23 protein-coding genes and 4 tRNA genes are annotated in these 26,757 nt (G+C 55.5%); 26 read left to right on the top strand and 1 reads right to left on the bottom strand.

Annotation, left to right across the window (positions count from 1 at the left end; all coding sequences use genetic code 11):
- Positions 1-9: 9 nt before the first annotated feature.
- The 5 genes from glmU (at position 10) to BISA_RS10175 (ending at position 2,980) form a co-directional block, all read left to right on the top strand.
- Positions 10-1,392 carry a bifunctional UDP-N-acetylglucosamine diphosphorylase/glucosamine-1-phosphate N-acetyltransferase GlmU gene (gene glmU, locus BISA_RS10195; protein WP_033891801.1) on the top strand — a complete coding sequence of 461 codons (1,383 nt, stop codon included), beginning with the start codon at positions 10-12 and terminating at the stop codon, positions 1,390-1,392.
- Between the two features lie 3 nt (positions 1,393-1,395).
- Positions 1,396-1,806: a ribosome silencing factor gene (rsfS, locus tag BISA_RS10190; protein WP_033891800.1), complete on the top strand. Its 411-nt coding sequence runs from the start codon at positions 1,396-1,398 to the stop codon at positions 1,804-1,806.
- A gap of 104 nt (positions 1,807-1,910) precedes the next feature.
- A complete protein-coding gene (locus tag BISA_RS10185) occupies positions 1,911-2,612 on the top strand; it encodes a histidine phosphatase family protein (RefSeq protein ID WP_033891798.1) in 702 nt (233 codons plus the stop codon).
- A 153-nt stretch (positions 2,613-2,765) separates the two neighbouring features.
- Positions 2,766-2,838, top strand: a tRNA-Ala gene (locus tag BISA_RS10180).
- A gap of 69 nt (positions 2,839-2,907) precedes the next feature.
- A tRNA-Ala gene (locus BISA_RS10175) sits at positions 2,908-2,980 on the top strand.
- A gap of 67 nt (positions 2,981-3,047) precedes the next feature.
- Here BISA_RS10175 and BISA_RS10170 read toward each other — a convergent pair.
- Entirely contained in the window at positions 3,048-3,854 is an 807-nt protein-coding gene (locus BISA_RS10170) for a Cof-type HAD-IIB family hydrolase (protein ID WP_033891866.1), read from the bottom strand.
- A gap of 245 nt (positions 3,855-4,099) precedes the next feature.
- On the opposite strand from BISA_RS10170, the gene BISA_RS10165 reads away from it, so the two are divergent.
- From BISA_RS10165 to BISA_RS10065, 21 genes are all read left to right on the top strand, one after another.
- Positions 4,100-5,071 carry a MetQ/NlpA family ABC transporter substrate-binding protein gene (locus BISA_RS10165; protein ID WP_033891797.1) on the top strand — a complete coding sequence of 324 codons (972 nt, stop codon included), beginning with the start codon at positions 4,100-4,102 and terminating at the stop codon, positions 5,069-5,071.
- A gap of 130 nt (positions 5,072-5,201) precedes the next feature.
- The gene (locus tag BISA_RS10160; protein ID WP_033891796.1) at positions 5,202-6,383 is read left to right on the top strand and encodes a methionine ABC transporter ATP-binding protein; all 1,182 of its coding nucleotides are present in this window, start codon (positions 5,202-5,204) and stop codon (positions 6,381-6,383) included.
- Positions 6,383-7,069 carry a methionine ABC transporter permease gene (locus tag BISA_RS10155; RefSeq protein ID WP_033891795.1) on the top strand — a complete coding sequence of 229 codons (687 nt, stop codon included), beginning with the start codon at positions 6,383-6,385 and terminating at the stop codon, positions 7,067-7,069. Before BISA_RS10160 ends, BISA_RS10155 begins: the two co-directional genes overlap by 1 nt.
- 103 nt (positions 7,070-7,172) lie before the next feature.
- A complete protein-coding gene (locus BISA_RS10150) occupies positions 7,173-8,324 on the top strand; it encodes a M20 metallopeptidase family protein (RefSeq protein ID WP_033891794.1) in 1,152 nt (383 codons plus the stop codon).
- A gap of 15 nt (positions 8,325-8,339) precedes the next feature.
- Positions 8,340-10,037, top strand: coding sequence for an NAD+ synthase (locus tag BISA_RS10145; RefSeq protein WP_033891793.1), 1,698 nt, complete (start codon positions 8,340-8,342; stop codon positions 10,035-10,037).
- A 244-nt stretch (positions 10,038-10,281) separates the two neighbouring features.
- The gene (locus tag BISA_RS10140) at positions 10,282-11,247 is read left to right on the top strand and encodes a MetQ/NlpA family ABC transporter substrate-binding protein (protein WP_033891791.1); all 966 of its coding nucleotides are present in this window, start codon (positions 10,282-10,284) and stop codon (positions 11,245-11,247) included.
- A gap of 130 nt (positions 11,248-11,377) precedes the next feature.
- Positions 11,378-12,628: a M20 family metallopeptidase gene (locus BISA_RS10135; RefSeq protein ID WP_051917518.1), complete on the top strand. Its 1,251-nt coding sequence runs from the start codon at positions 11,378-11,380 to the stop codon at positions 12,626-12,628.
- Between the two features lie 124 nt (positions 12,629-12,752).
- Positions 12,753-12,953 carry a hypothetical protein gene (locus tag BISA_RS10130; protein ID WP_033891790.1) on the top strand — a complete coding sequence of 67 codons (201 nt, stop codon included), beginning with the start codon at positions 12,753-12,755 and terminating at the stop codon, positions 12,951-12,953.
- 277 nt (positions 12,954-13,230) lie between these two features.
- Positions 13,231-15,606 carry a formate C-acetyltransferase gene (pflB, locus tag BISA_RS10125; RefSeq protein WP_033891789.1) on the top strand — a complete coding sequence of 792 codons (2,376 nt, stop codon included), beginning with the start codon at positions 13,231-13,233 and terminating at the stop codon, positions 15,604-15,606.
- A 192-nt stretch (positions 15,607-15,798) separates the two neighbouring features.
- Positions 15,799-16,680, top strand: a complete 882-nt coding sequence (pflA, locus tag BISA_RS10120) for a pyruvate formate-lyase-activating protein (RefSeq protein WP_033891787.1) — start codon at positions 15,799-15,801, stop codon at positions 16,678-16,680.
- 147 nt (positions 16,681-16,827) lie between these two features.
- A complete protein-coding gene (locus BISA_RS10115; protein ID WP_033891786.1) occupies positions 16,828-17,481 on the top strand; it encodes a DUF3000 family protein in 654 nt (217 codons plus the stop codon).
- Entirely contained in the window at positions 17,478-18,782 is a 1,305-nt protein-coding gene (locus tag BISA_RS10110) for an HRDC domain-containing protein (RefSeq protein WP_033891785.1), read from the top strand. The genes BISA_RS10115 and BISA_RS10110 overlap by 4 nt, the downstream gene beginning before the upstream one ends.
- Positions 18,783-18,837: 55 nt before the next feature.
- Positions 18,838-20,223 carry a trigger factor gene (gene tig, locus BISA_RS10105; RefSeq protein ID WP_033891784.1) on the top strand — a complete coding sequence of 462 codons (1,386 nt, stop codon included), beginning with the start codon at positions 18,838-18,840 and terminating at the stop codon, positions 20,221-20,223.
- A gap of 138 nt (positions 20,224-20,361) precedes the next feature.
- On the top strand, positions 20,362-21,759 hold the full coding sequence (locus BISA_RS10100; RefSeq protein WP_033891783.1) for a chloride channel protein: 1,398 nt from the start codon (positions 20,362-20,364) through the stop codon (positions 21,757-21,759).
- A gap of 46 nt (positions 21,760-21,805) precedes the next feature.
- The gene (locus BISA_RS10095) at positions 21,806-22,183 is read left to right on the top strand and encodes a hypothetical protein (protein WP_033891781.1); all 378 of its coding nucleotides are present in this window, start codon (positions 21,806-21,808) and stop codon (positions 22,181-22,183) included.
- Positions 22,184-22,288: 105 nt separating this feature from the next.
- Positions 22,289-22,906 carry an ATP-dependent Clp protease proteolytic subunit gene (locus tag BISA_RS10090; protein WP_152597232.1) on the top strand — a complete coding sequence of 206 codons (618 nt, stop codon included), beginning with the start codon at positions 22,289-22,291 and terminating at the stop codon, positions 22,904-22,906.
- A gap of 5 nt (positions 22,907-22,911) precedes the next feature.
- The gene (locus BISA_RS10085) at positions 22,912-23,616 is read left to right on the top strand and encodes an ATP-dependent Clp protease proteolytic subunit (RefSeq protein ID WP_033891780.1); all 705 of its coding nucleotides are present in this window, start codon (positions 22,912-22,914) and stop codon (positions 23,614-23,616) included.
- 99 nt (positions 23,617-23,715) lie between these two features.
- Entirely contained in the window at positions 23,716-25,032 is a 1,317-nt protein-coding gene (gene clpX, locus BISA_RS10080; RefSeq protein ID WP_033891779.1) for an ATP-dependent Clp protease ATP-binding subunit ClpX, read from the top strand.
- Between the two features lie 131 nt (positions 25,033-25,163).
- Positions 25,164-25,237: transfer RNA gene (locus BISA_RS10075), tRNA-Arg, on the top strand.
- A 33-nt stretch (positions 25,238-25,270) separates the two neighbouring features.
- Positions 25,271-25,344: transfer RNA gene (locus BISA_RS10070), tRNA-Arg, on the top strand.
- Between the two features lie 207 nt (positions 25,345-25,551).
- Complete coding sequence (locus BISA_RS10065; RefSeq protein WP_033891777.1) at positions 25,552-26,754, top strand: MalY/PatB family protein; 1,203 nt, start codon at positions 25,552-25,554, stop codon at positions 26,752-26,754.
- Positions 26,755-26,757 lie beyond the last annotated feature (3 nt).

Raw genomic sequence — 26,757 nt, 5'->3', positions numbered from 1 at the left:
ACGTCACTTATGGCATTATCCGCAGCCATCATCCTCGCCGCAGGCGAGGGCACTCGTATGCGTTCCAACAAGCCGAAGGTGCTGCACACCTTTGCCGGCAAGACTTTCCTGAACAGGGTGATGAACTCTGTAGCGGCACTGGACCCCGATACGCTCGCAGTGGTCGTGCACTTCCAAGCTGAGCGCGTGGCCGAAGCTGCACGCTCATACGATGAAAACGTGACCATCGTCAACCAGGACGATATCCCCGGCACTGGCCGCGCCGTGCAGTGCGCCATGGCTCAGCTGACTGAGGCTGGTGAACTCAATGGGCCGGTACTGATTGCCGCGTCTGATATGCCGCTGCTTGATAGCGAAACCCTGCGCAAGCTGGTGGAATTCCATAACGCTTCCGGCAACGGTGCCACTGTGCTCACCACGATTCTGGACGATCCAACCGGCTACGGTCGAATTATTCGCGACCGTGAAGGCAACGTATTGCGCATTGTGGAGCAGAAGGACGCTAACCGTAGCGAACTTGCCGTGCAGGAAGTGAACACGTCCGTGTACGTGTTCGAAGCATCCGTACTGTCTGAGGCCATCGCCGGACTGAAGTCCAATAACGCTCAAGGTGAGTTCTACTTGACTGATGCTTTGGAAACCGCCAAGGCTTCCGGCAAGGTCGGCGCTTTCGCAGCTCCTGATCCGCTCACTGTGGAAGGTGTCAACGACCGCGTACAGTTGGCTGCTCTGTCCAAGACCTATAACCGCCGCGTCTGCGAGCGTTGGATGCGCGACGGCGTGACCATTCTCGATCCGGAAACCACATGGATTGAAGACGACGTGGAAATCGGCCGCGACGCCACCATTCTGCCTGGCTCCTTCCTTCAGGGACATACGGTAATTGGTGAGGATGCTGTGGTGGGCCCATACACCACGCTGATTGACGCCACGGTCGATGCTGAGGCAGTGGTTGAGCGCTCCCGCGTGCAGGAATCTTACATTGGCGCACGCACGAACATCGGCCCATGGACCTATCTGCGCCCGGGCAACGAGTTCGGCGAGGACGCCAAGGCCGGCGCCTTCGTGGAAATGAAGAAGGCCCATATCGGCAACGGTACGAAGGTGCCGCACCTGAGCTACGTGGGCGATGCCCAGCTTGGCGATCACACCAACATCGGTGGCGGCACTATCACCGCCAACTATGACGGCGTGCACAAGAACCGCACCACCATCGGTTCCGGCTGCCATGTGGGAGCAGGCAACCTGTTCGTGGCTCCGGTTCAGGTGGGAGACAATGTGACCACCGGTGCCGGTTCCGTGATTCGCCATACCGTGCCCGATGACACGATGGTCTATTCCGAAAACACGCAGCACAACGTTGAGGGCTGGAAGCCCGCCTGGGAGCGCTGATCAATGCCGGCGCTTCAGGACTCCATTAATGCCGTTCGTGTGGCGGCTGCAGCTGCTGACCGCATCAAAGCTACGGATATCGTGGCTTTCGATGTTGCCGATTTGCTTGGTATCACTGACATTATGATGATTGCCGGCGCTTCGAATGAACGTCAGGTACTGGCAGTGGCCGAGGAAATCGAAAAGGATTTGTATCTCAAATGCGAGGGCCGTGAGCCTCGCTCGCGTGAGGGATTAACCGAAGGCCAGTGGGTGCTGCTTGACTATGGCGACTTCGTCGTTCACGTTATGCATGATGAAGCTCGCGAATTCTATGGTTTAGAGCGACTGTGGAAGGATTGCGAATCCATTGATCTACAGCTTGAGCATCCGGAAACGGTAGTTCGTGAATCGACTGCCGATTTGGCTGACTAGCAAGCGATAGCAATGCGTGTGGCGGCAGTGGACATAACCTTGCCGCCACACGCATTCTGCAATCATCTGTTGTTTCTGTTGGTACCAGAGCTAAGGACTGTTTTATGGCACTTCAGCATGTCCGTTCTATTTTTTTGGTTCGTCATGGCCGTACGTCATACAACGCGGCACACAAGCTGCAAGGGCAAGTGGATATTCCGCTGGACGCAGTAGGGCAGTGGCAGGTGAAGCAAACCGCTGCCGCACTCAAAGATCTGTATGTGGACCGCAGGCCGGAAACCGATCATCGACTTATTGTCTGCTCTGATTTGGTCCGTGCGCATGCCACAGCACAAGCCTTTGCTGATGCTTTGGGTGGAGCGCCTGTTCATGATGACGTACGCGTGCGCGAACGGAGTTTTGGCGACTGGGATGGTCATGCTGTCTCTGAACTCGCCCAACGCTATCCGGAGGACTTCCGCTCATGGATGGAACATCGCGGTGGCGAGATGAAATACCATGCCGAAGCCAAGGAAGATGTAGGCAAGCGTGGCGTTGAAGCATTGGAGGATTGGTCCACGCGCGCCGGCATGGATACTGATTTGTTCGTGTTCTCCCATGGCGCGTGGATCTCTCAAACTTTGCAAACGCTGTTGGGCCTCAGCAAGGTTGATTCCACATTCGCGTCCCTGCTGTCGATGCGCAACGCGCATTGGGTGCGCTTGATTCCGATGGATATTGAAGGTGAGCCAACTCGTTGGCGATTGCTGGATTACAACCACGGACCCGCCATTGCCGATACGGATGAGTGGGAGAAAGAACGCTGAATCGCAATGTTCAGTAGGGATAACGGCGCTTGTTATCCCTACTGAACATCTGCCAAATCACGTGCATGTGATTTGGCGACACGCCGATTTGCCCTATCGTTCATTCCGTCGTAATGTATACGAGGTCCGAACGACGGGCCAACAACTGAAAACGGGGCTATAGCGCAGCTGGTAGCGCATCTCCATGGCATGGAGAGGGTCAGGGGTTCGAATCCCCTTAGCTCCACAAAGAGGTTATTGATAGTCAGCATTGATAGCTTCCTCATGATTCATATGATTGTGAATCAACCCATTTGGGGCTATAGCGCAGCTGGTAGCGCATCTCCATGGCATGGAGAGGGTCAGGGGTTCGAATCCCCTTAGCTCCACAAACAAGGCCGGTGCAGTAAGCGCCGGCCTTTTGCGTTGTTCATCCGTTGTCTATCCTGCAAAGTTTCAGGACAATATCTCGAAATGCTTCAGCGCATTCAACACGCCATCATGATCCACATCGTCGGTCACATAATCAGCAGCGGCTTTAGGTGTGTCAGTGGCGTTACCCATTGCCACGCCAATGCCAGCGTAGGCGAGCATATCCGTATCATTGCCGCCATCGCCAAAAGCCATGGTCTGTTCTCGCGCAATACCGTAATGCTGCATAAAACGTTGAATACCGCGAGGTTTGCCACCATCGGCCGGAATCAAATCAGTGAAATCAGGATGCCAGCGCACGCCGCGCACATTGCCGCACAGTCCCACTAAATCGGCCTCCTCATCAGGGCCAATAAACGGGCTGATCTGGAACGTCTCATGCGTTAACGCACGCTGATGAGGGTCATCGAAATACCGTGTAGGTGCTGTTTTGCCAAGTTGTGCCCACGTGGCTCGCAGCGCCTCATTGGTTTGATTGAAATACACGTAATCTTGTTCACCGAAATTAGCTACCACATCCGGGTGCTTATCCAGCCAATCGAGAATCACCTGAATATCAGCCGGCTCAATGGACTGAGAAGCAAAGAAGCCGGAATCATCGAAACAGTACTGCCCGTTGAATGCCACAATGCCATCGAAAGAAACCGGCATAGTATCCAGCACCACATTCATCTGCGAAGGAGCACGGCCGGTGCAGATAAGCACTTTGATGCCCTTGCTTTGAAGCTGATGAATCGCCTTCACGGTGGAATCGGGAACCTTATGCGTGGCAAAGCTGGTCAGTGTGCCGTCAATGTCAAAAAACACGGCCTTGATGTCGTTGTTGGTCATGCTTTCATTGTCCGTAAACGTCCATACGAATACGTAGCGCCACGCCGCCATTACTTCGAAAAACCGCAGTGTTGTGCGGAATCTCATACCGGTCATAAACAACACCTATACGGCAATTCGCCATTTTCGGTGTATTCAGCGCAGTTCAGCCGCTATTGTGTAACACGTCCATCAGCGAAAGCCGTGTACGTTCAAGACATGGCGATAGCGCGAATGAACGCTAAGAAGAAGAGGAAAGAAAGACCATGACCGCAGCAAACCAACCAGCTACTCCGGCCAACAACAATGAGCCGGTGCGCGTGAACAATACGCCGCGCAACATCATCATCGCCATTGTAGTCGTCGCCATTATCGCCGTAGCCGCATTCTTCGGCTTCCGCGCTTATTCCAACGCCAACCAGGAAGCCGTGAAGGGTTCCAAGGATAATCCGGTCAAGATCGGTGTGGTCGGCGCAACCGATCCGGAATGGGTGCTGTTCAAGCAGAAGGCAGAGAAGGCCGGCATCTACGTCGATATCGTGGACTTCCAGGACTACACTTCCGAAAACCCGGCTCTTGACTCCGGCGAGCTCGACCTGAACGAGTTCCAGCACCTGCTGTACCTGGCCAACTACAACGTGAGCAACAACAAGGACCTGCAGCCCATCGGCGGCACCGCCATCTACCCGCTGGGCGTCTACTCCACCAAGGTCAAGGACATCAAGGATATCCAGCAGGGCGCTACGGTGACCATTCCAAACGATGAGACCAACCAGGCTCGTGCTATCGGTGTTCTTAAGGCTGCCGGTCTCGTTACGCTGAAGAGCGACTGGACCGCATTCTCCACTCCGGCTGATATCGATGAGGCCAAGAGCAAGGTCAAGGTCACTCCGTTGAAGGCTGAACAGGTGGCAACCACGCTGAAGGATCCGACCATTGCCGCAGGCGTGATTAACAACGATTACGTGGCTGATGCCGGTCTTGACCCGAAGGACGCCATCTACCAGGACAACGCTGAATCTGAGGAAGCCCGCCCGTACATCAACGTGTGGGTGGCCCGCAAGGATGACGTCAACAACGAGACCTACAAGAAGCTGGTGGACATCTTCCACGAGCAGGATGTGCTGGACGCGCTCCAGGAGAAGTCCGGTGGTACCGCTGTCTTTGCCGACAAGTTCACCGGCAAGGAGCTGCAGGGCTTCCTGGCAGACATTGAAAAGGACGCCAAGGCTCAGTAAGCCTAAAGCACGATCAGTATTCGCAATCGCTCATGCCGGGTGAGGGAATCTGCCACGACCAGTCGTGATAGTAACCTCACTCGGCATAGCCGATTACATTTCAGGAACACAGGCACAATCAGGGAGGACCATGAGCGAGCCAATCATCACCTTCGACCATGTGGTCAAGGAATTCAAGACACGTGGGCACGGTGGTGCCGCCACTCGAGCTGTGGATGACGTAAGCCTGGCTATCAACCGTGGTGACATTTTCGGCATCATCGGATATTCAGGTGCTGGCAAGTCCACACTGGTGCGCCTGATTAACGCCCTTGAACGCCCAACTTCGGGCAGTGTGACGGTGCTCGGTACCGATATCACCAAACTGAGCGAAGCAAAATTGCGTCCGATTCGCCAGAAAATCGGCATGATTTTCCAGCAGTTCAATCTGTTCTCCACCAAAACCGTGGCGCAGAACATCGCATACCCGCTGCAACTGGACCATTGGCGCAAGGATTATCAGGATCGCCGTGTGGCGGAGTTGCTGGACTTCGTGGGTCTTTCCGAACATGCCGACAAGTACCCGTCGCAGCTTTCCGGTGGCCAGAAGCAGCGCGTCGGCATTGCCCGCGCATTAGCCACGAACCCGGAGATTCTGCTTGCCGATGAGGCTACCAGCGCTCTTGACCCAGAAACCACTACCGAAGTGCTGAACCTACTCAAGCGAGTCAATGAGGAATTCGGCATCACCATCGTGCTGATTACCCATCAGATGAACGTGGTCCAGCAGATCGCTGGCCGTGTGGCCGTTATGAGCTCCGGCCGTGTGGTGGAAGCGGGCGATGTCTACGACGTATTCGCAGCACCTCAGCAGCCGGTCACCAAGCGCTTCATCGCTACCGCACTGTCCGGCCTTCCGGAAGAGGAACGCGTCGATCGGCTGCATCAAGAATGGTCAGGCCGTATCGTCACCGTGCTGATTCGTCAGAAGGATGTGTCCGGTTCCCACGGCCATACGGTTGGTGCGTCCGGCCAGAACATTTCCGGATTGATTGCCAAGCATGGTGTGGAATCCAGCTTGCTGTACGGCGGGATCGACACGGTTCGCGGCACGGCCATCGGAGCCATCACGTATGAATTCAGCGGACCCAATGTGGAGCCGTTCCTGAAAGAACTTGCGCAAGACAGTGACGTAGTCGACTTTGGTACTGCTGCACAGCCGGTGGATTATGCCGAAGCGGTTTCCGGATATTCGCCGCAGTCGCAGCCTGTTGAACTGTCGACTGAACCGTCTGCTGAAACGCCGGCCGCAACGAACGAAGGAGCTGAATGATGATTACGCTCGCCAACTCTCATAGCGATTGGACTGTGCTGCGTCCGCTGCTGTTCGAATCCATCGGGCAGACGCTCACCATGGTGCTCATCACCTTGGTCGTCGGCGGTTTGCTGGGCCTGATTCTTGGCGTAGTACTGTATGGAACCCGTCCGGGCAACCTGTTCGAGAACGCCATCGTGTACCGCATTCTCGACGTCATCGTCAATATCGTTCGACCCATCCCATTCATCATCTTCCTTGCTGCCATGCAGCCGCTCACCATCGTCGTGGTTGGTACATCCATTGGTACCGTTGCCGCAATCTTCCCGATGGTGGTGATGTGCACCTTTGCCACATCCCGACTGGTCGAACAGAATCTGGTGCCTGTTGATCCGGGCATGATTGAGGCCGCGCGCTCCATGGGTGCAAGCAAGCTCACCATTATTCGCACGGTACTGATTCCTGAAGCACTTGCTCCGCTGATTCTCGCTTATGCGTTCCTGTTCATCGGCGTACTTGATATGTCCGCCATGGCCGGATACATCGGCGGTGGCGGTCTCGGTAACTTCGCCATCGCCTACGGTTATCAGAAGTTCGATCAGACCGTCACCTGGACAGCTGTCATCATCATGATCGTGCTGGTGCAGGTGGTGCAGGGCATCGCCAACGCCATCGCCAAGAAACTGCTGAAGCGCCAGCAGTAAGCTGCCTGATTCAACGCTCAATATCTGTTGTAATCTCTCACTGGATGTATTCCAGTGAGAGATTTTCCATAAGCAAACGCACACATTACTAGAATCGCCAACTATGAGTGAACATATCGATTTCGATCCGGAACTTATCTCCATCCGTCACTATCTCCACGCCCACCCCGAGCGGAGCTTCAAAGAATTCGATACCAGTATTTACCTGGCCGACCAGCTCAAGGCGCACGGCATCGAAGTATTGCCGAATCCTATGGAAACCGGCGTCGTGGGATTAATCGAAGGGCAAGCCGGCCCCGGGCCGCGCATCGGATTGCGCGCCGATATCGACGGCCTGCCCATCGTGGAAGATACCGGCTTGGAATTCGCCTCGGTCAACCATGGTGTGATGCACGGCTGCGGTCACGACCTGCATATGACCGGTTTGCTGGGAGCCGCATTCTGGCTTGCCGAGCATCGTGACAAGTTCGCCGGTTCAATCAAGATTCTGTTCCAGCCCAGCGAGGAAACCGGCCAAGGCGCCCGCGCAATGATTGATGCTGGATTGGTGGACGATGTAGAGGCCATCATCGGCACGCACAATAATCCGAACTATGCTCCCGGACAGTTGGCCATCGGTGTGGAACCGATGATGGCCGGATGTGTGAAGTTCCGCGTTGACATTCACGCCTCGGGCTCGCACGCCGGATACCCATATAAGGGCACGAGCCCGATTGAAGCGCTCGCCAGCATGATTATGAGCCTGCAAACCATCGTGAGCCGCAATGTGACTCCATTCCATCCGCTGGTGCTGTCAGTGACCGAAGTGCACGGTGGTGATGTGTGGAACGTGGTACCGGCAGAGGCCGGCTTCCAAGGCACGGTACGCTACTTCCATAAGGAAGACGGCAATCTGGTGGGCCGCCGATTCAAGGAGATTGTGGAACACACAGCCAAGGCTTATGGCATTAGCGCTGATGTGATGTGGGATGATTTCCAGGATCCGCTGGTTTCAGACTCCGGCTTGGCCAAAGTTGTGGCTGCGGATGTGCATGATTACGCGCAGCTTGAACCGATTCGTCCATCGATGGCGGGGGAGGACTTCTGCGAATTCTCCAAGGTGACGCTGCCGGTGTTCGCATTCGTGGGCTCCAATGGTCAGGAAGGCTGCGCCGACTGGCATAGCCCGCACTTCGTTGGGCTGGATGAATCGATTCCGACATTCGTAAACTTCTATGTCAACGCCGCTCTGCGTGTGCTGCACGAATTAAGCTGAGTACACTAAGAAGCCATGACACAGCTACGTTTTGCACTCGCCCAGATTGACACCTGCGTCGGCGCACTCGACGCTAACGCGGCCAAGGTTCTTGACTTCTCCCGTAAGGCTGCCCAGGGCAACGCCCAAGTGGTGGTTTTCCCGGAAATGACGCTGACCGGATACCCTATTGAGGATTTGGCATTGCGCCGCACCTTCCGCCAAGCCGCTTGGGAAAAAGCCAACGAACTCGCCAAGAAGCTGAACGACGAAGAACTTGGCGATCTGTTCGTTGTGGTGGGAACCGTTGGAACCGACCATGCCACAAGCAAGCCGCGCAATCGTCTCGTGGTGCTTCATGAAGGCGTGGTCTGGGCCGGCTATGACAAGCATTTCCTGCCCAACTATGGCGTGTTCGATGAATTCCGCATCTTCTCCGCAGGTGAGCGTTCCGTAACGTTGGACGTTGATGGCGCTCGCATTGGTGTGGCCATTTGCGAGGACATCTGGCAGGATGGCGGCCCGGTTGCCGAACTGGCGGACAAGAATATCGATGTGCTGCTTACCATCAATGGTTCGCCATACGAGGAAGGCAAAACCAACACCCGCTTCGAGCTGGCACAGAAGCGTGCCACAGAAGTCAATGCTCCGGTGATTTACCTCAACCAGGTTGGCGGACAGGATGATTTGGTGTTCGACGGCGGCAGCTTCGTCGTGGATGCCGATGGCACTTTGCTGGAACGCAGCCCGATGTTCATGGAAAATCTGACCTTCTGGGACTTCGACACCACGGCCGAACACCAGGCCAAGGCCACAATTGTTCCGGAGCTTGATCCGGATGAGGAAGTCTACACGGCCTGTGTGCTGGGCTTGAAAGATTACATGGCTAAGAACCACTTCCGTGGTGTAACCCTTGGTCTTTCCGGCGGTATCGATTCCGCACTGGTGGCTGCCATGGCTGCCGATGCATGCGGGGGAGAGAACGTGTGGGGTATCTCCATGCCGTCCATGTATTCCTCGGACGGTTCCAAGGATGATGCCGCTGATTTGGCTCAAAACATCGGCGCACATTACGAGGTGCAACCTATTGAACCGTTGTTCAATGCCTATCAGCAGCAATTGCATCTCGAAGGCGTTTCCGCGGAGAACCTGCAGGCCCGCATCCGTGGCGTGATTGTGATGGCCAGCTCCAATTCGCGTGGCTTGCTTGCCGTGGCCACCGGAAACAAGTCCGAGCTGGCTTGCGGTTATTCCACGATTTACGGTGACGCGGTCGGCGGTTATGCTCCGATCAAGGACCTGTTGAAAACCCGCGTTTGGGAAATTAGCCGTTGGCGCAACAAGGCTGCAGCCGCAGGCGTGGGCATCGGTGGTTTGAAGATCGTCGGCAATGAGGAAGGCAATGCAGGAGTGCCGCTCAAGGACGGCATTATGATTCCGGTGTCTTCCATTGAGAAGGCTCCGTCTGCCGAGCTCCGCCCTGGCCAGAAGGATTCCGATTCGCTGCCTGAGTACGCGTTGCTCGACAAGGTACTGGCCGCATACATCGAACATGCGCATGGCCGTGCTGATTTGCTTGCAGACGGTTTCGATGAATCAACGGTGGATACGGTGATGCGATTGGTTGACCGCGCCGAATGGAAGCGCCGCCAGTATCCGCTCGGCCCCAAGGTCACCGCACTCGCTTTCGGCCGCGATCGCCGCTTGCCGGTTACCAACGCCTTCCGCGAGTAGTAGTGATTACGTGCTAGAAGCGCATTCTTCACCGCAGAAAAGCACCTCGTCATGAGGTGCTTTTCTCATATATTGAGATAAATGGCGGCTTATAACCGGTTATCAAGCGCAAAACCCGTAATGCCTCGTAGCGGGCTATAAGCAGGCCGTATGGCTAAACGGGCAGTAGGGCGTCTTTCAGCCTCTATCGTTGGGTCATGTCATCGAGGGAATGACTTGACCGTTCAACAGAGGGGAAATCGAAATGTCCGCAGCAACTCAGACTCAGGCACCCATTAATCCGCAGGAGCCGGTGAGGGTGAACCATACACTGCGCAACATCATCATCGCAGCCGTGGTGGTGGTACTGGTTCTGGCCGGAAGCTTCTTCGGCTACCGTGCATTCGCCAACAATGCGACCGCCGAAAAAGGCTCCGAAGCCAATCCGGTCAAGATCGGTGTGGTCGGCGCATCTGACAAGCCATGGCAGGTGTTCAAGCAGGAAGCACTGAAGCAAGGCATCCACGTCGACATCGTGGACTTCCAGGATTACACTTCCGAAAACCCAGCACTTGATCAGGGTGATCTTGATCTCAACGAATTCCAGCACTTGCTGTACCTGGCCAACTACAATGTCAAGAACAACAAGGACCTGCAGCCTATTGGCGGAACCGTAATCGTGCCGCTGGGCCTCTATTCCAGCAAGGTCAAGAGCGTTGACGACATCAAGCAAGGCGACACCATCGCCATTCCGAACGACGAAACCAACCAGGCCCGTGCCATTGGCGTACTGCAGAAGGCCGGTCTGGTAACGCTGAAGAGCAAGTGGACTGCCGTCACCGCTCCGTCCGACATCGACGAATCCGCATCCAAGGTCAAGGTCGTGCCGTTGGGTGCCGAAAAAGTCGCCAACTCGCTCAACGATCCGCAGCTGACCGCAGGCATTATCAACAACAGCTACATCAAGGATGCCGGTCTTAACCCGAAGGACGCTATCTTCCAGGACGACCCAAGCGCCGACTCCGCCAAGCCGTACATCAACGTGTTCGTCTCCCGCAAGGCCGACGTGAACAACCCGGTGTACAAGAAGATCGTCGAAATCTACCAGAGCAAGACCGTTACCGATGCCGTACAGGAAGATTCCAAGGGCACTTCGGTGCTGGCAACCGACTACAGCGCCAAAGAACTGCAGAGCTTCCTGGCTGAAATCGAATCCGATTTGTCCAAGTAAGCAAAGCTAACGCGAAAGCATCATCTCCATTCATGAACTGGCGGCTCAGCAGTATATGAGCCGCCTTAATCAACCTTCAGCAATCGCAATCAATCTCAATCAATCGCAATCAACGAGGAGTACAGCACCTATGAGCGAGCAGGAATCCATCGAAACCCGTGTAGCCAACGCCAAACAGCGCATCAGCGACTATGTGGATTCGGTGTTGCCGGACTACCAGCGTATTTCCTTGGCCATTCACGACAAGCCCGAATACAGCAACTACGAATTCTTCGCTTCGGAGACGTTGTCGAACAAGCTCAAGGAAGAAGGATTCGACGTCACTCTTGGCGTTGCCGATCATCGCACTGGTTTCGAAGCCGTCTACCGTACCGGTAAGCCAGGCCCGGTTGTGGTATTCCTCGCTGAATATGATGCTCTGCCTGGTGTGGGGCATGGTTGCGGCCACAGTGTCTTTGGCCCCAACTCGTCGCTTGCTGCTGCGTCATTGAAGCGCGTCATCGACGAATTCGGCGGCGAATTGCGTGTGTACGGCACTCCGGGCGAGGAAGGCGGCGAAAACGGTAGCGCCAAAGGCAGCTTCGTCAAGGATGGTTTCTTCGACGATGTTGATATCGCGCTGTGCGCTCACCCGCACGCTGGCGGCAACTATCTGTCCTCGCGCAACCTTGCATGCCAGCCGATTGACATCGAATTCCATGGCAAGGCCGCTCACGCTGCGGCGACGCCTGAGCAAGGCATCAATGCACTGGATGGTGTGATTCAAACATTCAACTCAATCAATGCGCTTCGCCAGCATCTACCCAAGGACGTGCGCGTCCATGGCATTATCACCGACGGTGGCTTGCAGCCGAATGTGGTGCCTGACTATGCCAAAGCCAAGTTCTATTTGCGTTCCGCTTCAGTACCAGGACTGCTCTCGTTGCGCAAGAAAGTAGAGAATATCGTAGCCGGTGCCGCGCTCGCTACGGGAGCAACCGGAACGTTGAAGCCATACCAGAATCAAGTTGATAATATGATTCCGACTCCACTGTTCGATGAAGTCTGGCAGCGTAATGCGGAAAGCTTGGGTCAAGTGGTTGAGCCGACCGAACAGGATAAGGTGAGCTTCGGCTCCAGCGATGTGGGCAATGTTTCTCAAGTGGTGCCCACCATCCAGCCGATGTTCTCCATCTCCCCGGAAAAGCTCGGCGGGCATAATGAGAAGGTGGCTGCTGCCGCTGCAAGTCCATTCGGTTTGGAATCAATCCGTTGGTCCTCCAAGGCACTGGCCTACACCGCGCTTGATGTGATTGTTGACCCTGCGTTGCTTGAACGGATTAAGGAACAGCATGCCGCACGCGTCAAGACGCAGGAAGCTGATGTGGCCGCTGTAGTCTGAGTCAGATATATGCTCACGTGAATTGGCTGCGTATTGGATGCCTGTACGTTGATGGTGTCTCGGCTGCGAGTCACCATCAACGTACAGGCATTCTTCAATTGATTGAAGGAAGGGGAACGGAAGTATGAGCGAGAACGATAAGCAGTGGTACTTCAACATGGTTAAGGGCCGTGCGGAACTTGGACCTATTTCTCCAATCGAACAGCGTATGGGTCCATACAAGAGCAAGGAAGATGCCGAACACGCGTGGGATATCGTGGCTGATCGCAACGCCAAATGGGAGGAACAGAACCGTCAGTGGAACGGGGAAGGATATCGCCACTGATATAGCAGTGGCTTGCTGTGTGCGGTTGCCTGTGCACATGTGAACGTTGTTAACGGTCACATTGTGGGAAAACGTTCAATTATTTGTGTTTAAAATTGACGGTTGTACTGTGATGTAGCTCATGGTCTGCGGCGCAAAACGTTGCAATATCAAGCAAATCACACGAATGTGATATAGCTCACTTGCAATTTCAGCTTTTCCCAAGCATGTGCAAACTACACTTAGTGGCAATGGTTCCGTGAAGATGCGAGACCAACAACCCCACTAAAGGAGTGACATGACCGCAGTAGAGAATGCAGCTGTCTCCCAGGAGGAGCTCGACGCAAAGGCGTGGGCAGGCTTCACCGAGGGTAACTGGCAGAAGGATATTGACGTTCGCGACTTCATCCAGAAGAACTACACCCCGTACGAGGGCGACGAGTCCTTCCTGGCACCTGCCACCGAAAAGACGAAGCACCTGTGGAAGTACCTCGACGACAACTACCTGGCAGTAGAGCGCAAGCAGCGCGTCTACGATGTGGATACCCACACCCCGGCCGGCATTGACGCCTTCCCGGCTGGCTACATTGATTCCCCGGAAGTCGACAACGTGATTGTCGGCCTTCAGACCGACGTGCCGTGCAAGCGCGCCATGATGCCGAACGGCGGCTGGCGTATGGTCGAGCAGGCCATCCGTGAAGCTGGCAAGGAGCCGGATCCGGAGATCAAGAAGATCTTCACCAAGTACCGCAAGACCCACAACGATGGCGTCTTCGGCGTCTACACCAAGCAGATCAAGATCGCTCGCCACAACAAGATTCTGACCGGTCTGCCGGATGCCTACGGCCGTGGCCGTATCATCGGCGACTACCGTCGTGTGGCTCTGTACGGTGTCAACAAGCTGATCGCTTTCAAGAAGCGCGACAAGGACTCCGTGCCGTACCGCAACGACTTCACCGAGCCGGAGATCGAGCACTGGATCCGCTTCCGCGAAGAGCACGACGAGCAGATCAAGGCTCTGAAGCAGCTCATCAACCTCGGCAACGAGTACGGCCTCGACCTGACCCGCCCGGCTCAGACCGCTCAGGAAGCCGTGCAGTGGACCTACATGGGCTACCTGGCTTCCATCAAGTCCCAGGACGGCGCAGCAATGTCCTTCGGCCGTAACTCCGCCTTCCTCGACTGCTTCATCGAGCGCGACCTCAAGGCCGGCAAGATCACCGAGACCGACGCTCAGGAGCTCATCGACAACATCGTCATGAAGCTGCGTATCGTGCGCTTTCTGCGTACCAAGGATTACGACGCCATCTTCTCCGGCGATCCGTACTGGGCAACCTGGTCCGACGCTGGCTTCGGCGATGACGGCCGTCCGCTGGTCACCAAGACCTCCTTCCGTCTGCTCAACACCCTGACCCTGGAGCACCTTGGACCTGGCCCTGAGCCGAACATCACCATCTTCTGGGATCCGAAGCTGCCGGAAGGCTACAAGCGCTTCTGCGCTAAGATCTCCATCGACACCTCCGCCATCCAGTACGAGTCCGACAAGGAAATTCGTTCTCACTGGGGCGACGACGCCGCCATCGCATGCTGCGTCTCCCCGATGCGCGTGGGCAAGCAGATGCAGTTCTTCGCAGCTCGTGTGAACTCCGCCAAGGCTCTGCTGTACGCCATCAACGGTGGCCGCGATGAGATGACCGGCATGCAGGTCATCGACAAGGGCGTTATCGACCCGATCAAGCCGGAAGCCGACGGCTCCCTGGACTACGAGAAGGTCAAGAACAACTATGAGAAGGCTCTCGAATGGCTGTCCGAGACCTACGTCATGGCCCTGAACATCATCCATTACATGCACGATAAGTACGCTTACGAGTCCATCGAGATGGCTCTGCACGACAAGGAAGTGTACCGTACCCTCGGTTGCGGTATGTCCGGTCTGTCCATCGCCGCTGACTCCCTGGCTGCCATCAAGTACGCCAAGGTGTACCCGATCACCAACGCCGAGGCCAAGACCCTCGAAGGCCACGAGTACGAGTACGTCGAGGGCGCTGACGACGATCTGGTCGTCGGCTACCGCACCGACGGCGAGTTCCCGATCTACGGCAACGATGATGATCGCGCTGATGACATCGCCAAGTGGGTTGTCTCCACGGTTATGGGCCAGGTCAAGCGCCTGCCGGTCTACCGCGGTGCAGTCCCGACCCAGTCCATCCTGACCATCACCTCCAACGTGGAGTACGGCAAGAACACCGGTTCCTTCCCGTCCGGCCACAAGAAGGGCACCCCGTACGCTCCGGGCGCCAACCCGGAGAACGGCATGGATTCCCACGGCATGCTGCCGTCCATGTTCTCCGTCGGCAAGATCGACTACAACGATGCTCTCGACGGCATCTCGCTGACCAACACCATCACCCCTGATGGCCTGGGCCGCGATGAAGAAGAGCGTATCGGCAACCTGGTCGGCATCCTGGACGCCGGCAACGGCCACGGCCTCTACCACGCCAACATCAACGTGCTGCGCAAGGAAACCATGGAGGATGCAGTCGAGCACCCGGAGAAGTACCCGCACCTGACCGTGCGCGTCTCCGGCTACGCGGTGAACTTCGTCAAGCTCACCAAGGAGCAGCAGCTCGACGTGATCTCCCGTACCTTCCACCAGGGCGCTGTCACCGACTGATTCGTCGAATGACACCAACCGTGTGAAACGGTAGAACGATGAAGGGGTGGGCAAGTCCCACCCCTTCCTTATGAGATTCATTTTTGGTTTCCCTCACCAAAGAAGAATCAGCACAACATGATTGAGGGGAAGGTTGAGCTCTGGCCGAACAACCACAGGGCAAATAGCATCACTTGCAGGAACAGGAGGACAATGATGCCCGACGACCAGTTCCGTACCACTACGCGCCACATGCTGCGCGAATCCAAGACTTATGCATCCCAGACATTGATGGGTGGCCTTTCCGGCTTTGAATCACCTATCGGTCTTGACCGGCGAGACCGTATCGCGGCGCTGAAATCCGGCGACATCGGATTCGTGCACTCCTGGGATATCAACACATCCGTGGACGGTCCGGGAACTCGTATGACCGTATTCATGTCCGGATGCCCATTGCGTTGCCAGTATTGCCAGAACCCGGATACATGGAAAATGCGTGACGGCAAGCCGGTGTATCTGGATGCGATGATTAAAAAAGTCGACCGTTACAAGGACCTGTTCAAAGCCACGCATGGCGGTATCACCTTCTCCGGTGGAGAATCGATGATGCAGCCGGCCTTCGTGTCGCGAGTATTCCACGCCGCTAAGGAAATGGGCGTGCATACTTGCCTTGATACTTCCGGCTTCCTCAACACCAACTACACTGACGAAATGTTGGAAGACATCGATTTGTGCCTGTTGGATGTCAAATCAGGCGATGAGGCAACCTACCATAAGGTGACCGGCGGCCTGCTGCAGCCCACTATTGATTTCGGTCAACGATTGGCGAAGGCTGGCAAGAAAATTTGGGTCCGTTTTGTTCTGGTTCCAGGCCTTACGGATTCTGAGGAGAATGTGGAAAACGTAGCTAGGATCTGTGAGACCTTTGGTGACGCCGTAGAACATATCGATGTGCTTGGCTTCCATCAGTTGGGTCGTCCGAAGTGGCACGAGTTGCGCATTCCATACCCGCTGGAGAATCAGAAGGGTCCGAATGCCGCCACCCGCGAACGTGTGGCGAACCAATTCAAGGACCACGGTTTCACTGTGTATTAAACCGTGCGCTGACGAAGTATTGTGCATTTGGTGCAGTTGCATATCCGGCTCCCCTCCAAAAGGAGGGGAGCCGTAGCATTCCGTAAATTTATGCGCGCCACACGCGTCAATACCGCGTTTTTCTCAGTTCGCTCGTAGCCTAGAGATATGGCTGACATCTACGCATTTCCTGTGGGTGTGCCCAACGAAGGGCAGCCCTTGCGCCCTCAAGGTGTGCCGGATGAGCTCTGGGCTGCAGTCGAATCAGTAAGCGGTATTACCAAAATCGCCGGCGTGCGCTATCGCGAAATTCCAGTGCCTTCCACCTTGGCGGATTATGGCATTGGCGTGGAACTTGAAGCGGATAATTCAGATAGTTCAGCACATCACGAAGGCGCAAGCCGAGACATCAATGCAATGGATTATGCAGCCATGCGCTCAGCTACAGGCTGGCTTATGGTGCTGTATTGCAATACACCTCGCCCCGATTGGGGATCGCGATGGCGATGCGTGGCGTTCGCCAGGTTGCCGCTTGAAGCTCAAGAAAATGATTCCCTGACTCCCGGCATGTACTGGGATGACATGTGCGATTATCTCGACAATGTTGAACCGGACTCCGTTTCCGGCACAGTAACCGTCAATCAGAACACGGCATTCGGCACGTTAGCCGGCACCACCAGCGCAGGGTGTGAGATTCGTGTCTCCTGGACTCCGCTTGACGGTTCTGGCCCGGACGGTACTATGGACGCCGGCGCACAAGTGAACTCGTGGGCCGCATTCATAACATCCGCTGTTCGCTTTGAGGAGGCTGACGACAGGTGAGTGACGTCCGCGACACCCAACCACGGCTATTGAAAGAACCTCGTGGGGGAGTGCCTAATGTCACCGCGACACTCGAGGAATACCATCGAGCCTGTGAAGCGCTAGCTGAGGCGAACGGTTCTTTGGCCGCAGATGCCGAACGTGCATCCGGATTCCGCTATGGTCATGAGGATTGGCTGATTCAGTTCAAACGCGAGGGCGCTGGCATTGTGCTGCTTGATCCTATTGCGTTGACTGCGGCTGGTGCGGATTGGAATGAATTCAATGAGGCCGTGGGAGATGCTACCTGGATTTTGCATGACTCATTGATGGATTTACCGGGTTTTGCAGATATCGGATTGAAACCTCAATCACTGTTCGATACGGAGATTGCCGCCCGACTGTTGGGACTTCATCGCTTCGGTTTGGCTGCGGTTACCGAGCATTATCTCGGCATTACGTTGGCCAAAGAACATTCCGCAGCTGATTGGTCGTACCGCCCATTGCCGAGGGATTGGCGTAATTATGCCGCTTTGGATGTTGAAGTGCTTATCGAGCTTGAAACTTTGATGCGCCGCGATCTCAAAGCCGCAGGCAAGGATGAGTGGGCGGAAGAGGAATTCTCCTATGCATTGCATAAGGGGCTTGCTCCCCGAAAGCCGCATCCTGTGCCATGGCTGCGTATTTCACGCATCACACAGTTGAGCAAAGACCCGCAAGGATTGGCGGTTGCCAAATCACTATGGGAAGAACGCGATCGACTCGCCAAGCAATACGATATTTCATCATCGTTGCTGCTGGCTGACTCGTCAATCATTGAAGCAGCCACTCATAAACCGCACAATGCGGCACAATTCCGTATGCTGCGTTCGTTGAATGAGCGTGTGCGCATGCATACCGGTACCGAACAAGACAAAATGTTCGAACGATACGCTCCGATTCAGCGCATTGTGAAACCGAAGGTATGGAAAGGCGCCATCGATAGAGCTCTTGCGCTCAAACCATCCGAATGGCCGGCAATGCCGGTTCCTGAACAATCGGATGATAATGGTGTTGTCAATGCGCCGCGGTCAATGAAACTATGGCAGCAGCGCCACCCGGATCGATACGAGCGTTTGCAGCGTGTGCGCAAAGTCATCAACCAGATTGCAGAAGATACGCGCACGCCATCGGAAATGATTATCAAACCGCAGATTGTACGCAATCTTTGCTGGGTGGAAGACCCGGGCATGATTGACGTAATGGACTTCCTCTATGAGCAAGGCGCACGAAACTGGCAGGTGAAGCTTATTGCACCGTCCGTAAGTGGCGTTATCATGTAGAGGTTGCCTAACGGCAGATTATAAGAATTAACGACTTTTTTGAGGAGTCATTAGCGTGAAGATCAGCGTTCGTAACCTCGAGCCCACCAAGGTGAAGCTCACCGTCACTGTTGAACCGGAAGAGCTCAACCCGTTCCTGGATGAGGCCCGTAAGGAAATCGCTAAGCAGGTGAACGTTCCCGGCTTCCGTAAGGGCCACGTGCCGGGCAAGATCATCGACCAGCGCATCGGCTTTGCAGCCGTCGCCGGCGAGGCCGTGAACAACGCAGTGCCGGAGCTGTACTCCAAGGCTCTCGAGGAGAAGCAGATTCGCCCGATGGCTCAGCCTGAGTTCGACGTGCAGGAAGTCCCGCAGTCCGCTAAGGATGAGACCAAGCTGAAGTTCGTGGCTACCGTTGAGCGTCGCCCGGTCATCGAGCTGCCGGAAATCGATGGCATGGAAATCGCCATCTCCAAGCCGGAAGTCAAGGATGAGGACGTTGACAAGCGTCTGGAAGCTCTGCGCCAGCGCTTCGGCACCCTGGTCGGCGTTGATCGCCCGGCCACCAAGGGTGACTTCGCCAACATCGACCTGTCCGCTGAGATCGACGGCGAAGTCGTTGACTCCCAGGAAGGCGTGAGCTATGAGCTCGGCTCCAACACCATGCTCGACGGCCTGGATGAGGCTCTCGACGGCCTGTCCGCCGGCGAAGAGACCACCTTCGAAGGCACGCTGGAAGCTGGCGAGCACGAAGGCCAGAAGGCTCAGGTCAAGGTCAAGGTCAACTCCGTCAAGGCTGAAGAGCTGCCGGAGCTGAACGACGAGTTCGCTTCCGAAGCTTCCGAGTTCGATACTCTCGAAGAGCTCAAGGCTGACATCCGCAAGGCCGCTGGCCAGGATGCTGAAGGCCGTCAGGCCACCGAGGCTCGCGATGCCTTCATCGCCAAGCTGCAGGAAGGCCTCGAGATTCCGGTGCCGAAGGGCGTCAAGGCCAACATGGTCGAAGAGCAGCTCAAGGGCATGACTCCGGATCCGGAGAAGGCCACCAAGGAGCAGAAGGACGAAGCCGAGAAGACCGTGGAGAAGGATCTGCGCGATCAGATGGTGCTCGACGCTCTGGCTGAGAAACTGGACGTCAAGGTCTCCCAGTCCGACGTCTTCAACTTCCTCGCTTCCATCGCCCAGCAGTACGGCATGGATCCGAACGCCTTCATCCAGGCCATCATCAAGAACGGCCAGCTCGGTTCCGCCGTGCAGGAAGTCGGCCGCTCCAAGGGCCTGCTCGCCGGCATGCGCGCCGTCAAGTTCACCGCTGATGGCGAGGTCGTGGACCTCTCCGCTTTCCTGGGTGATGCCGCTGAGGACGAAGAAGCTGAGTCCGTTGAGGCTGCTTCCGCTGCCGCCGCTGTGGCTGACGAGCTGTCCAAGTCCGATGAGGACCAGGCTGCTGACGCTGAGTGAGCGTAATCCTGTGGCGCATATAGCGTAATGAAAGCCCGGAATCGTGTGTACGATTCCGGGCTTTTGTATGTGCGTTACTTTTAGTTTTTGAGTAAGACTGCTTACAGTGTTGCTGATTCAAAGAGAGCAGGCATAACTATGCAATCGACCATCACGGCCAAACGACTCGGTTGGCTTACAGCTGCGACTATTGTGCTCGGTGCTTTGATTGGCGCAGGAGCAGGTTTGCTCACATTATTGCTGTATGGCGTAGAACATGTGATGCTTGGGTTTATTGAAAGCTCCGATATCCCCGGTGCATTTGGCGTACCCGCCATCCGGCGCATGATTGCTGTGACTGTCGGCCTGACCATCGCTGGCATTATCTGGTATTTTCTGCGCAACAAAACCACTACGGTTCCTTCCGTCAAGAAAGCTGTGGCAGGGGAGCGCATGCCGATTTGGCAAACCGTGTTGCATGTGGTGCTGCAGATTTTCATCGTCGGCTCTGGTGCTTCCATCGGTCGAGAAGTCGCCCCGCGAGAACTTGGCGCCATGTTGGCGCAGCGATTCTGCGATCTGTTCCATATTGAGGGCAATGATGGCATTGACCGCCGTATGGTGGTGGCTGTTGCCGCAGGCGCTGGCCTAGGTGGCGTCTACAACGCACCGTTGGCCGGTATGTTCTTCGCCGTGGAGATTCTGCTCGTTGACGTGACAATCGAAAAAGTGGCATTCGGCCTTGGCATGTCCGCTGTTGCCGCATTCGTGGCAGCTTCGATTAAAGGCCATCACACGTTCTATGACATCACCGCCATGCAGCCGTCATCAACGCCAAGCCTGATGCTGTTCGCTGTATTGTGTGGCGCTGCTTGCGGCGTAGCAGGCGCATTGTTCCGTAAAGGATCCTCATGGGCTGAATCCCATAAACCCAAGTCCAAGGCAATACTGTGGCAAATGCCGCTGGCCGGCTTGATTACCGGCGCGGTGGCGATGATGATGCCCCAGGTGATGGGCAATGGTCGAGCGGCTGCACAACTGGGATTGAGTACGTTCATTCCTGAAACCGCTGCAGTCTCTGGCGCCTCGCAATCCGCTGTATCGTCGGATTCTTCGCCGTGGGCGCTGCTTGCTGGCAGCGGCAATGTATCCGGCACGGCCGGCTCGGCGCTGAACGCAGGATTCCCGTTGTCTCAGGCACATATCGGCATGCTGCTCGGTGTTCTGGCGGTAACCTTTGTGGCAAAAGCACTGGTTACTCTGATGACCATTCGCTCAGGAGCCTCAGGCGGCGTGCTCCAGCCGGGTATTGCCTTGGGCTCAACATTGGGAGCCATGCTGGGACTGCTGTGGATACTGGCATTTCCTGCCGACTCAGTGACGGCGTGTGCACTAATTGGTGCGGCGGCATTGCTGGCAGCCTCTCAACAAGCACCGCTGATGGCCATGTGCCTGGTAATGGAATTATGCGAAGCTCCTATTACCTTCTTTGTGCCGGTCGGATTGGCTGTGGCCGCATCCGCACTGGTCTCAAAGTGGATGCTGAGTCGTCAGTAGGTAGTCTGTTGACTCCCCTCTGAAGAGGGGAGCCGAGGAGAGGGATATGTCTGAAAACACCGAAATCCGCGCAGCCTTGCAATCGTTGGCTTCGGAACCGTTACCGGAACGAATCTCCTATTATCGCAAGCCGTTCATGGTGTTATGGGCGGCCATTCAGGAAGCCAGTAGCGACGTAGCCGAAGATTATGATCTTCCCACAGAAATGGCCCAATTATGGGTGGCGGAACAAATGCGTCAGGTTTCCGATTCCCTTGTGGACCGGCTTGCGGAAAAAGCAGTGGCACACGGGGCAAGCAAATCGAATGTCGCAAGAGCGGCTGGAGCAAGCCCGGCCAACGCTGAACGACGCTTCCCCAGGCTCAAAGGCGAAGGCCCGCAAACCCGTCTTCTGGTAGATGATGTCCTCGATACGCTGGAATAATCGCCAACGCCTACGCTAGCCGCCGAAATACAGGCAAAAATACGCTGTCAGTCGCTTCAAGGCGGTAGTCTGAACAATGTTCGAGTTATTAGAAGGAGTTTCAAGGTGAGCAATACCTTTGCGACCTTGCCGGTTATGGCGGGCGATGACGTCCCGGCCGGCCCTGTCGACCCGATTTTCAACCGTCTTCTGAAAGACCGCATCATTTGGATGGGCGAAGAGGTCAAGGATGATATGGCCAACCGTATTTGCGCTCAGCTACTGATGCTGGCTGCGGAAGATCCCAAGAAGGATATCTGGCTGTACATCAACTCTCCGGGCGGTTCCATCACCGCTGGCATGGCCATCTACGACACCATGCAGCTGATCGAGCCTGACGTGGCAACTGTTGGTCTTGGTATGTGCGCTTCCATGGGTCAGTTCCTGCTGAGCTCTGGTACCAAGGGCAAGCGTTACCTGACTTCCCACGCACGTGTGCTGATGCATCAGCCTTCTGGCGGCATCGGCGGCACGGCAACTGATGTGCGCATCAACGCTGAGCTCATCATGGACATGAAGAAGACCATGAGCGAGCTGACCGCTGAGCAGACCGGTCATACCGTTGAGGAAATCTACCGCGATAACGAATACGATCACTGGTTCACCGCTCAGGAAGCCTTGGAATATGGCTTTGTGGACAAGCTCGTTACCACGCCGGACACCATCGGCAATAAGGGGGAGTGAGACATATGGCAAGTGAAGAAGCAAAGTTCGCCGCCCGCGCCGACCGACTGGCCGGCCGCCAGGGCGTAGTCGGTTTCATGCCGGCCGCCGCGCGTGCACAGGCTGCCCAAATGCCGACCAACCGTTACATCATGCCGCAGTTCGTGGAGAAGACCCCGTATGGCATGAAGACTCAGGATGCCTACTCTCGTCTGTTTGAAGACCGCATCATCTTCCTCGGTGTTCAGGTGGATGACGCCTCCGCCGACGATGTGATGGCACAGCTGCTGGTGCTGGAATCCCAGGATCCGAACCGTGATGTGATGATGTACATCAACTCTCCTGGCGGCTCGATGACTGCAATGACCGCTATCTACGACACCATGCAGTACATCAAGCCCGATGTGCAGACTGTGTGCCTGGGCCAGGCGGCTTCCGCTGCAGCTATTCTGCTCGCATCCGGCACTAAGGGCAAGCGCTTGATGCTGCCTAACGCCCGTGTGCTCATTCACCAGCCGGCTATTGATCAGGGCTTCGGCAAGGCCACGGAAATCGAGATTCAGGCCAAGGAAATGCTGCGCATGCGTGAATGGCTGGAGAACACGCTGGCTAAGCACACCGGCCAGGACGTGGAGAAGATCCGCCGCGACATCGAGGTGGACACGTTCCTGACCGCACCTGAAGCCAAGGATTACGGCATTGTGGATGAGGTGCTGGAACACCGCCAGTAAATGATATTCCATTGCGTGTGGTTCCCAATGAACAGGGAGCCACACGCATTCATATATGCATGGCGAATAGATCATGCAAACAAGCGCAAAGGGGCATTCATGGGACGTGTGGTGAGCTACAACGATGACATACCACGATGCACATTTTGTGGCAAAACCGAGCGTCAGGTCAAGAAACTAGTGGCCGGACCGAATGCGTCCATCTGCGATGAATGCATCGCGTTATGCGTAGACATTATTTCCGAGGAACGAGTCAAGGACGCTGAAGTCAACTCGTTGAGCCTACCTAAGCCAACACAGATTTTCGAATATTTGAACCGGTATGTGGTAGGCCAGGAAGACGCCAAACGCACATTGTCTGTAGCCGTATACAACCATTACAAGCGCGTCAACATGGAGCTGCGTGAAGCAGCCGCGCAGTTGGACGGCAACAATACTCGAAGCAATGCTCTGGACGATGTTGAAGTCGCCAAATCCAATATCTTATTGCTGGGCCCTACGGGTGTAGGCAAAACATATTTGGCGCAATCATTGGCGCGCGTCATGAATGTGCCGTTCGTTATTACTGATGCCACTACATTGACCGAGGCCGGTTATGTGGGCGACGATGTGGAAACCGTATTGCAACGGTTGCTGGAAGCGGCCGATGGAGATATCAGCAGCGCGCAGCACGGCATCATCTACATCGACGAAATCGATAAAATAGCCCGCAAATCAGGAGAGAATACATCCATCACCCGAGATGTTTCCGGCGAAGGCGTGCAGCAGGCGTTGCTGAAAATCCTCGAAGGAACCATAGCTTCAGTACCGTTGGAAGGCACCCGTAAACACAAGGATCAAGACACGGTGCAAATGGACACGCGTGGCATCCTGTTCATCTGCGGTGGCGCTTTTGTGGGGCTTGCTGACATTGTCCGCAAGCGGCTTGGCCGGCGAGAAACCGGATTCGGCACGAACTGGCATGATGCGGACCTCAACGATACTGAATTACTGGAGCAGGTCAACGCCGATGATTTATCCGAATTCGGTCTACTGCCGGAATTTATTGGTCGTCTGCCGGTCACCAGTGTGCTGCGTGATCTTGACGTGGATGATTTGGTTGAAGTCCTTACCCGACCAGCCAATGCGCTGATTAAGCAATACCGTAAGTTATTCGCTGTGGACGGCGTCGATTTGGAATTCACCGACCAGGCGATTCGTACCATTGCTGAAACTGCTATAGGGCAGGGCATAGGTGCTCGCGGATTACGATCCATTATCGAGAAGACCCTGCAAGATACGATGTTCCAGATTCCTGGCCTTGACGATGTCAAGCAGGTAATTGTCGATAAAGCCAGCGTCACCGGTGCGAGCAGCCCTAAACTGCTTCGCCAAGCCGTGCAAATCGAAGAAATCAATCAACGCCGTGAAGCATAAGCAATATGGCTGATACAGGTGTGAAAAGCTTGAAATAACGCCGATTTCGAGAAGTTCACGCACTGCGACACGCCGAGTTGCGATAATCGAAAGAGTGGGTAATATAAATCGAGTTGTCTGAACGACAACATGCGCCAGTAGCCCAGCGGATTAGAGCAGCTGACTACGGATCAGCAGGTCGCAGGTTCGAATCCTGTCTGGCGCACACCTCGCACCGCACGAGGCAAAACAGCGGTATGCGCCAGTAGCCCAGCGGATTAGAGCAGCTGACTACGGATCAGCAGGTCGCAGGTTCGAATCCTGTCTGGCGCACGATAAAGCCTCGAAAGCGAAATGCTTCCGAGGCTTTTCCAATTTCATACGCTTTTGCTTTTTGCACGCAGGAGCTGTGAGGTTTGGGGCAGGGTGCCGGACCGTAAGCTTGGCCGAACGGCCTTGAGTGTGTCGGACTGCATGCCCCAAACCACACGCCGGCAGCAGTGCCGGGTGCATAGCAAACGAATCTAGGGAGGACAGGCAGTGACGCAGCAGTCTCGATATGATTTCGATACGGTTCTTGAGCGACATGGCTCTACCTCAATCAAATGGCACATGATTGAAGAGGCAATGGGTCCCGACTCCAAGGATGTGATTCCGCTTTCCGTGGCCGATATGGAGTTTAAGCCGGCTCCGGAAATCGTGGAAGCTTTAGCTCGGGCTGCTGCGAACGATGTGTTTGGCTATGACTATGCCACGGATGATTACTTTGCTGCACTTGTTGGCTGGATGCAGCGCCGCCATCACTTCACTGTGGATCCATCTTGGGTAAGCCTGTCTGACGGCGTGATGCCGGCCGTCAATACCGCGCTGCGAGCGGTCACGCATCCCGGTGACAAGGTCATCATTCAGCGTCCGGTCTATTATCCGTTCACTTTTGCTGCTGAACGCAATGGTCTGACCATTTTGGACAACGAACTGGTATTGCATGAGGCAACCGGGCGATATGAGATCGACTTTGACAATCTGGAGGAGAAGGCTTCCGACCCGCGCTGTACTGCCATGATTCTATGCAACCCTCACAACCCGGTAGGCCGCGTGTGGACCGCTGAAGAATTGACGCGAATCGGTGATATTTGCCTCAAGTATGGCGTGTATCTGCTGTGCGATGAGATTCATGCGGATTTTGCCCATTCAGGGCACCAGGTCACGCTGTTCGGCACGCTTGGCAGCAAGTACACGGATATTCTCTTTGAGTTCACCGCACCGACTAAAACCTTCAACCTGGCTGGCCTGCTGTGCTCGAACGCTATTATTCCCAATCCTGATTTGAAACGTCGTTTTGATATTGCCGCTGAAAACATCGGCGGATTGACCGTCAGCCATTTTGGTCTTGTGGCCTGCCAAGCTGCCTATAACCATGCCGAAGCATGGTTGGATGAACTCTTGAAGGTGCTCGAGAGCAATGTGAATGTGGTTCGCGAATTCACCCATCGTGTGGACGGTATCCGTCTTATCGAGCCGGAAGGCACCTATCTGGCATGGTTGGACTGCCGAGGTCTCGGTTTTGCCTCTCCGGAAGCGCAGTGCGAATTCCTGCGCAGCAAGGCTCGAGTCTGGTTCGATGAGGGATCGTTATTCGGCCATTCCGGCGATTTCTTCGAGCGCGTCAATCTGGCATGCCCAACAGCATTGCTGGAACGCGTACTGAACAATATCGAACAAGCATTAGCTGATCGCCACTAACGC

The sequence above is a fragment of the Bifidobacterium saguini DSM 23967 genome (assembly GCF_000741715.1).
Classification (GTDB): Bacteria; Actinomycetota; Actinomycetes; order Actinomycetales; family Bifidobacteriaceae; genus Bifidobacterium; species Bifidobacterium saguini.
This window is presented reverse-complemented; position numbering and strand designations above follow the sequence as displayed.

What these genes read in the sequence shown, in the direction of transcription:
- glmU (WP_033891801.1), top strand. Translation starts at nt 10, where the DNA reads ATGGCATTATCCGCAGCCATCATCCTCGCCGCAGGCGAGGGCACTCGT.
- rsfS (WP_033891800.1), top strand. Translation starts at nt 1,396, where the DNA reads ATGCCGGCGCTTCAGGACTCCATTAATGCCGTTCGTGTGGCGGCTGCA.
- BISA_RS10185 (WP_033891798.1), top strand. Translation starts at nt 1,911, where the DNA reads ATGGCACTTCAGCATGTCCGTTCTATTTTTTTGGTTCGTCATGGCCGT.
- BISA_RS10170 (WP_033891866.1), bottom strand. Translation starts at nt 3,854, where the DNA reads ATGACCAACAACGACATCAAGGCCGTGTTTTTTGACATTGACGGCACA.
- BISA_RS10165 (WP_033891797.1), top strand. Translation starts at nt 4,100, where the DNA reads ATGACCGCAGCAAACCAACCAGCTACTCCGGCCAACAACAATGAGCCG.
- BISA_RS10160 (WP_033891796.1), top strand. Translation starts at nt 5,202, where the DNA reads ATGAGCGAGCCAATCATCACCTTCGACCATGTGGTCAAGGAATTCAAG.
- BISA_RS10155 (WP_033891795.1), top strand. Translation starts at nt 6,383, where the DNA reads ATGATTACGCTCGCCAACTCTCATAGCGATTGGACTGTGCTGCGTCCG.
- BISA_RS10150 (WP_033891794.1), top strand. Translation starts at nt 7,173, where the DNA reads ATGAGTGAACATATCGATTTCGATCCGGAACTTATCTCCATCCGTCAC.
- BISA_RS10145 (WP_033891793.1), top strand. Translation starts at nt 8,340, where the DNA reads ATGACACAGCTACGTTTTGCACTCGCCCAGATTGACACCTGCGTCGGC.
- BISA_RS10140 (WP_033891791.1), top strand. Translation starts at nt 10,282, where the DNA reads ATGTCCGCAGCAACTCAGACTCAGGCACCCATTAATCCGCAGGAGCCG.
- BISA_RS10135 (WP_051917518.1), top strand. Translation starts at nt 11,378, where the DNA reads ATGAGCGAGCAGGAATCCATCGAAACCCGTGTAGCCAACGCCAAACAG.
- BISA_RS10130 (WP_033891790.1), top strand. Translation starts at nt 12,753, where the DNA reads ATGAGCGAGAACGATAAGCAGTGGTACTTCAACATGGTTAAGGGCCGT.
- pflB (WP_033891789.1), top strand. Translation starts at nt 13,231, where the DNA reads ATGACCGCAGTAGAGAATGCAGCTGTCTCCCAGGAGGAGCTCGACGCA.
- pflA (WP_033891787.1), top strand. Translation starts at nt 15,799, where the DNA reads ATGATGCCCGACGACCAGTTCCGTACCACTACGCGCCACATGCTGCGC.
- BISA_RS10115 (WP_033891786.1), top strand. Translation starts at nt 16,828, where the DNA reads ATGGCTGACATCTACGCATTTCCTGTGGGTGTGCCCAACGAAGGGCAG.
- BISA_RS10100 (WP_033891783.1), top strand. Translation starts at nt 20,362, where the DNA reads ATGCAATCGACCATCACGGCCAAACGACTCGGTTGGCTTACAGCTGCG.
- BISA_RS10095 (WP_033891781.1), top strand. Translation starts at nt 21,806, where the DNA reads ATGTCTGAAAACACCGAAATCCGCGCAGCCTTGCAATCGTTGGCTTCG.
- BISA_RS10085 (WP_033891780.1), top strand. Translation starts at nt 22,912, where the DNA reads ATGGCAAGTGAAGAAGCAAAGTTCGCCGCCCGCGCCGACCGACTGGCC.
- clpX (WP_033891779.1), top strand. Translation starts at nt 23,716, where the DNA reads ATGGGACGTGTGGTGAGCTACAACGATGACATACCACGATGCACATTT.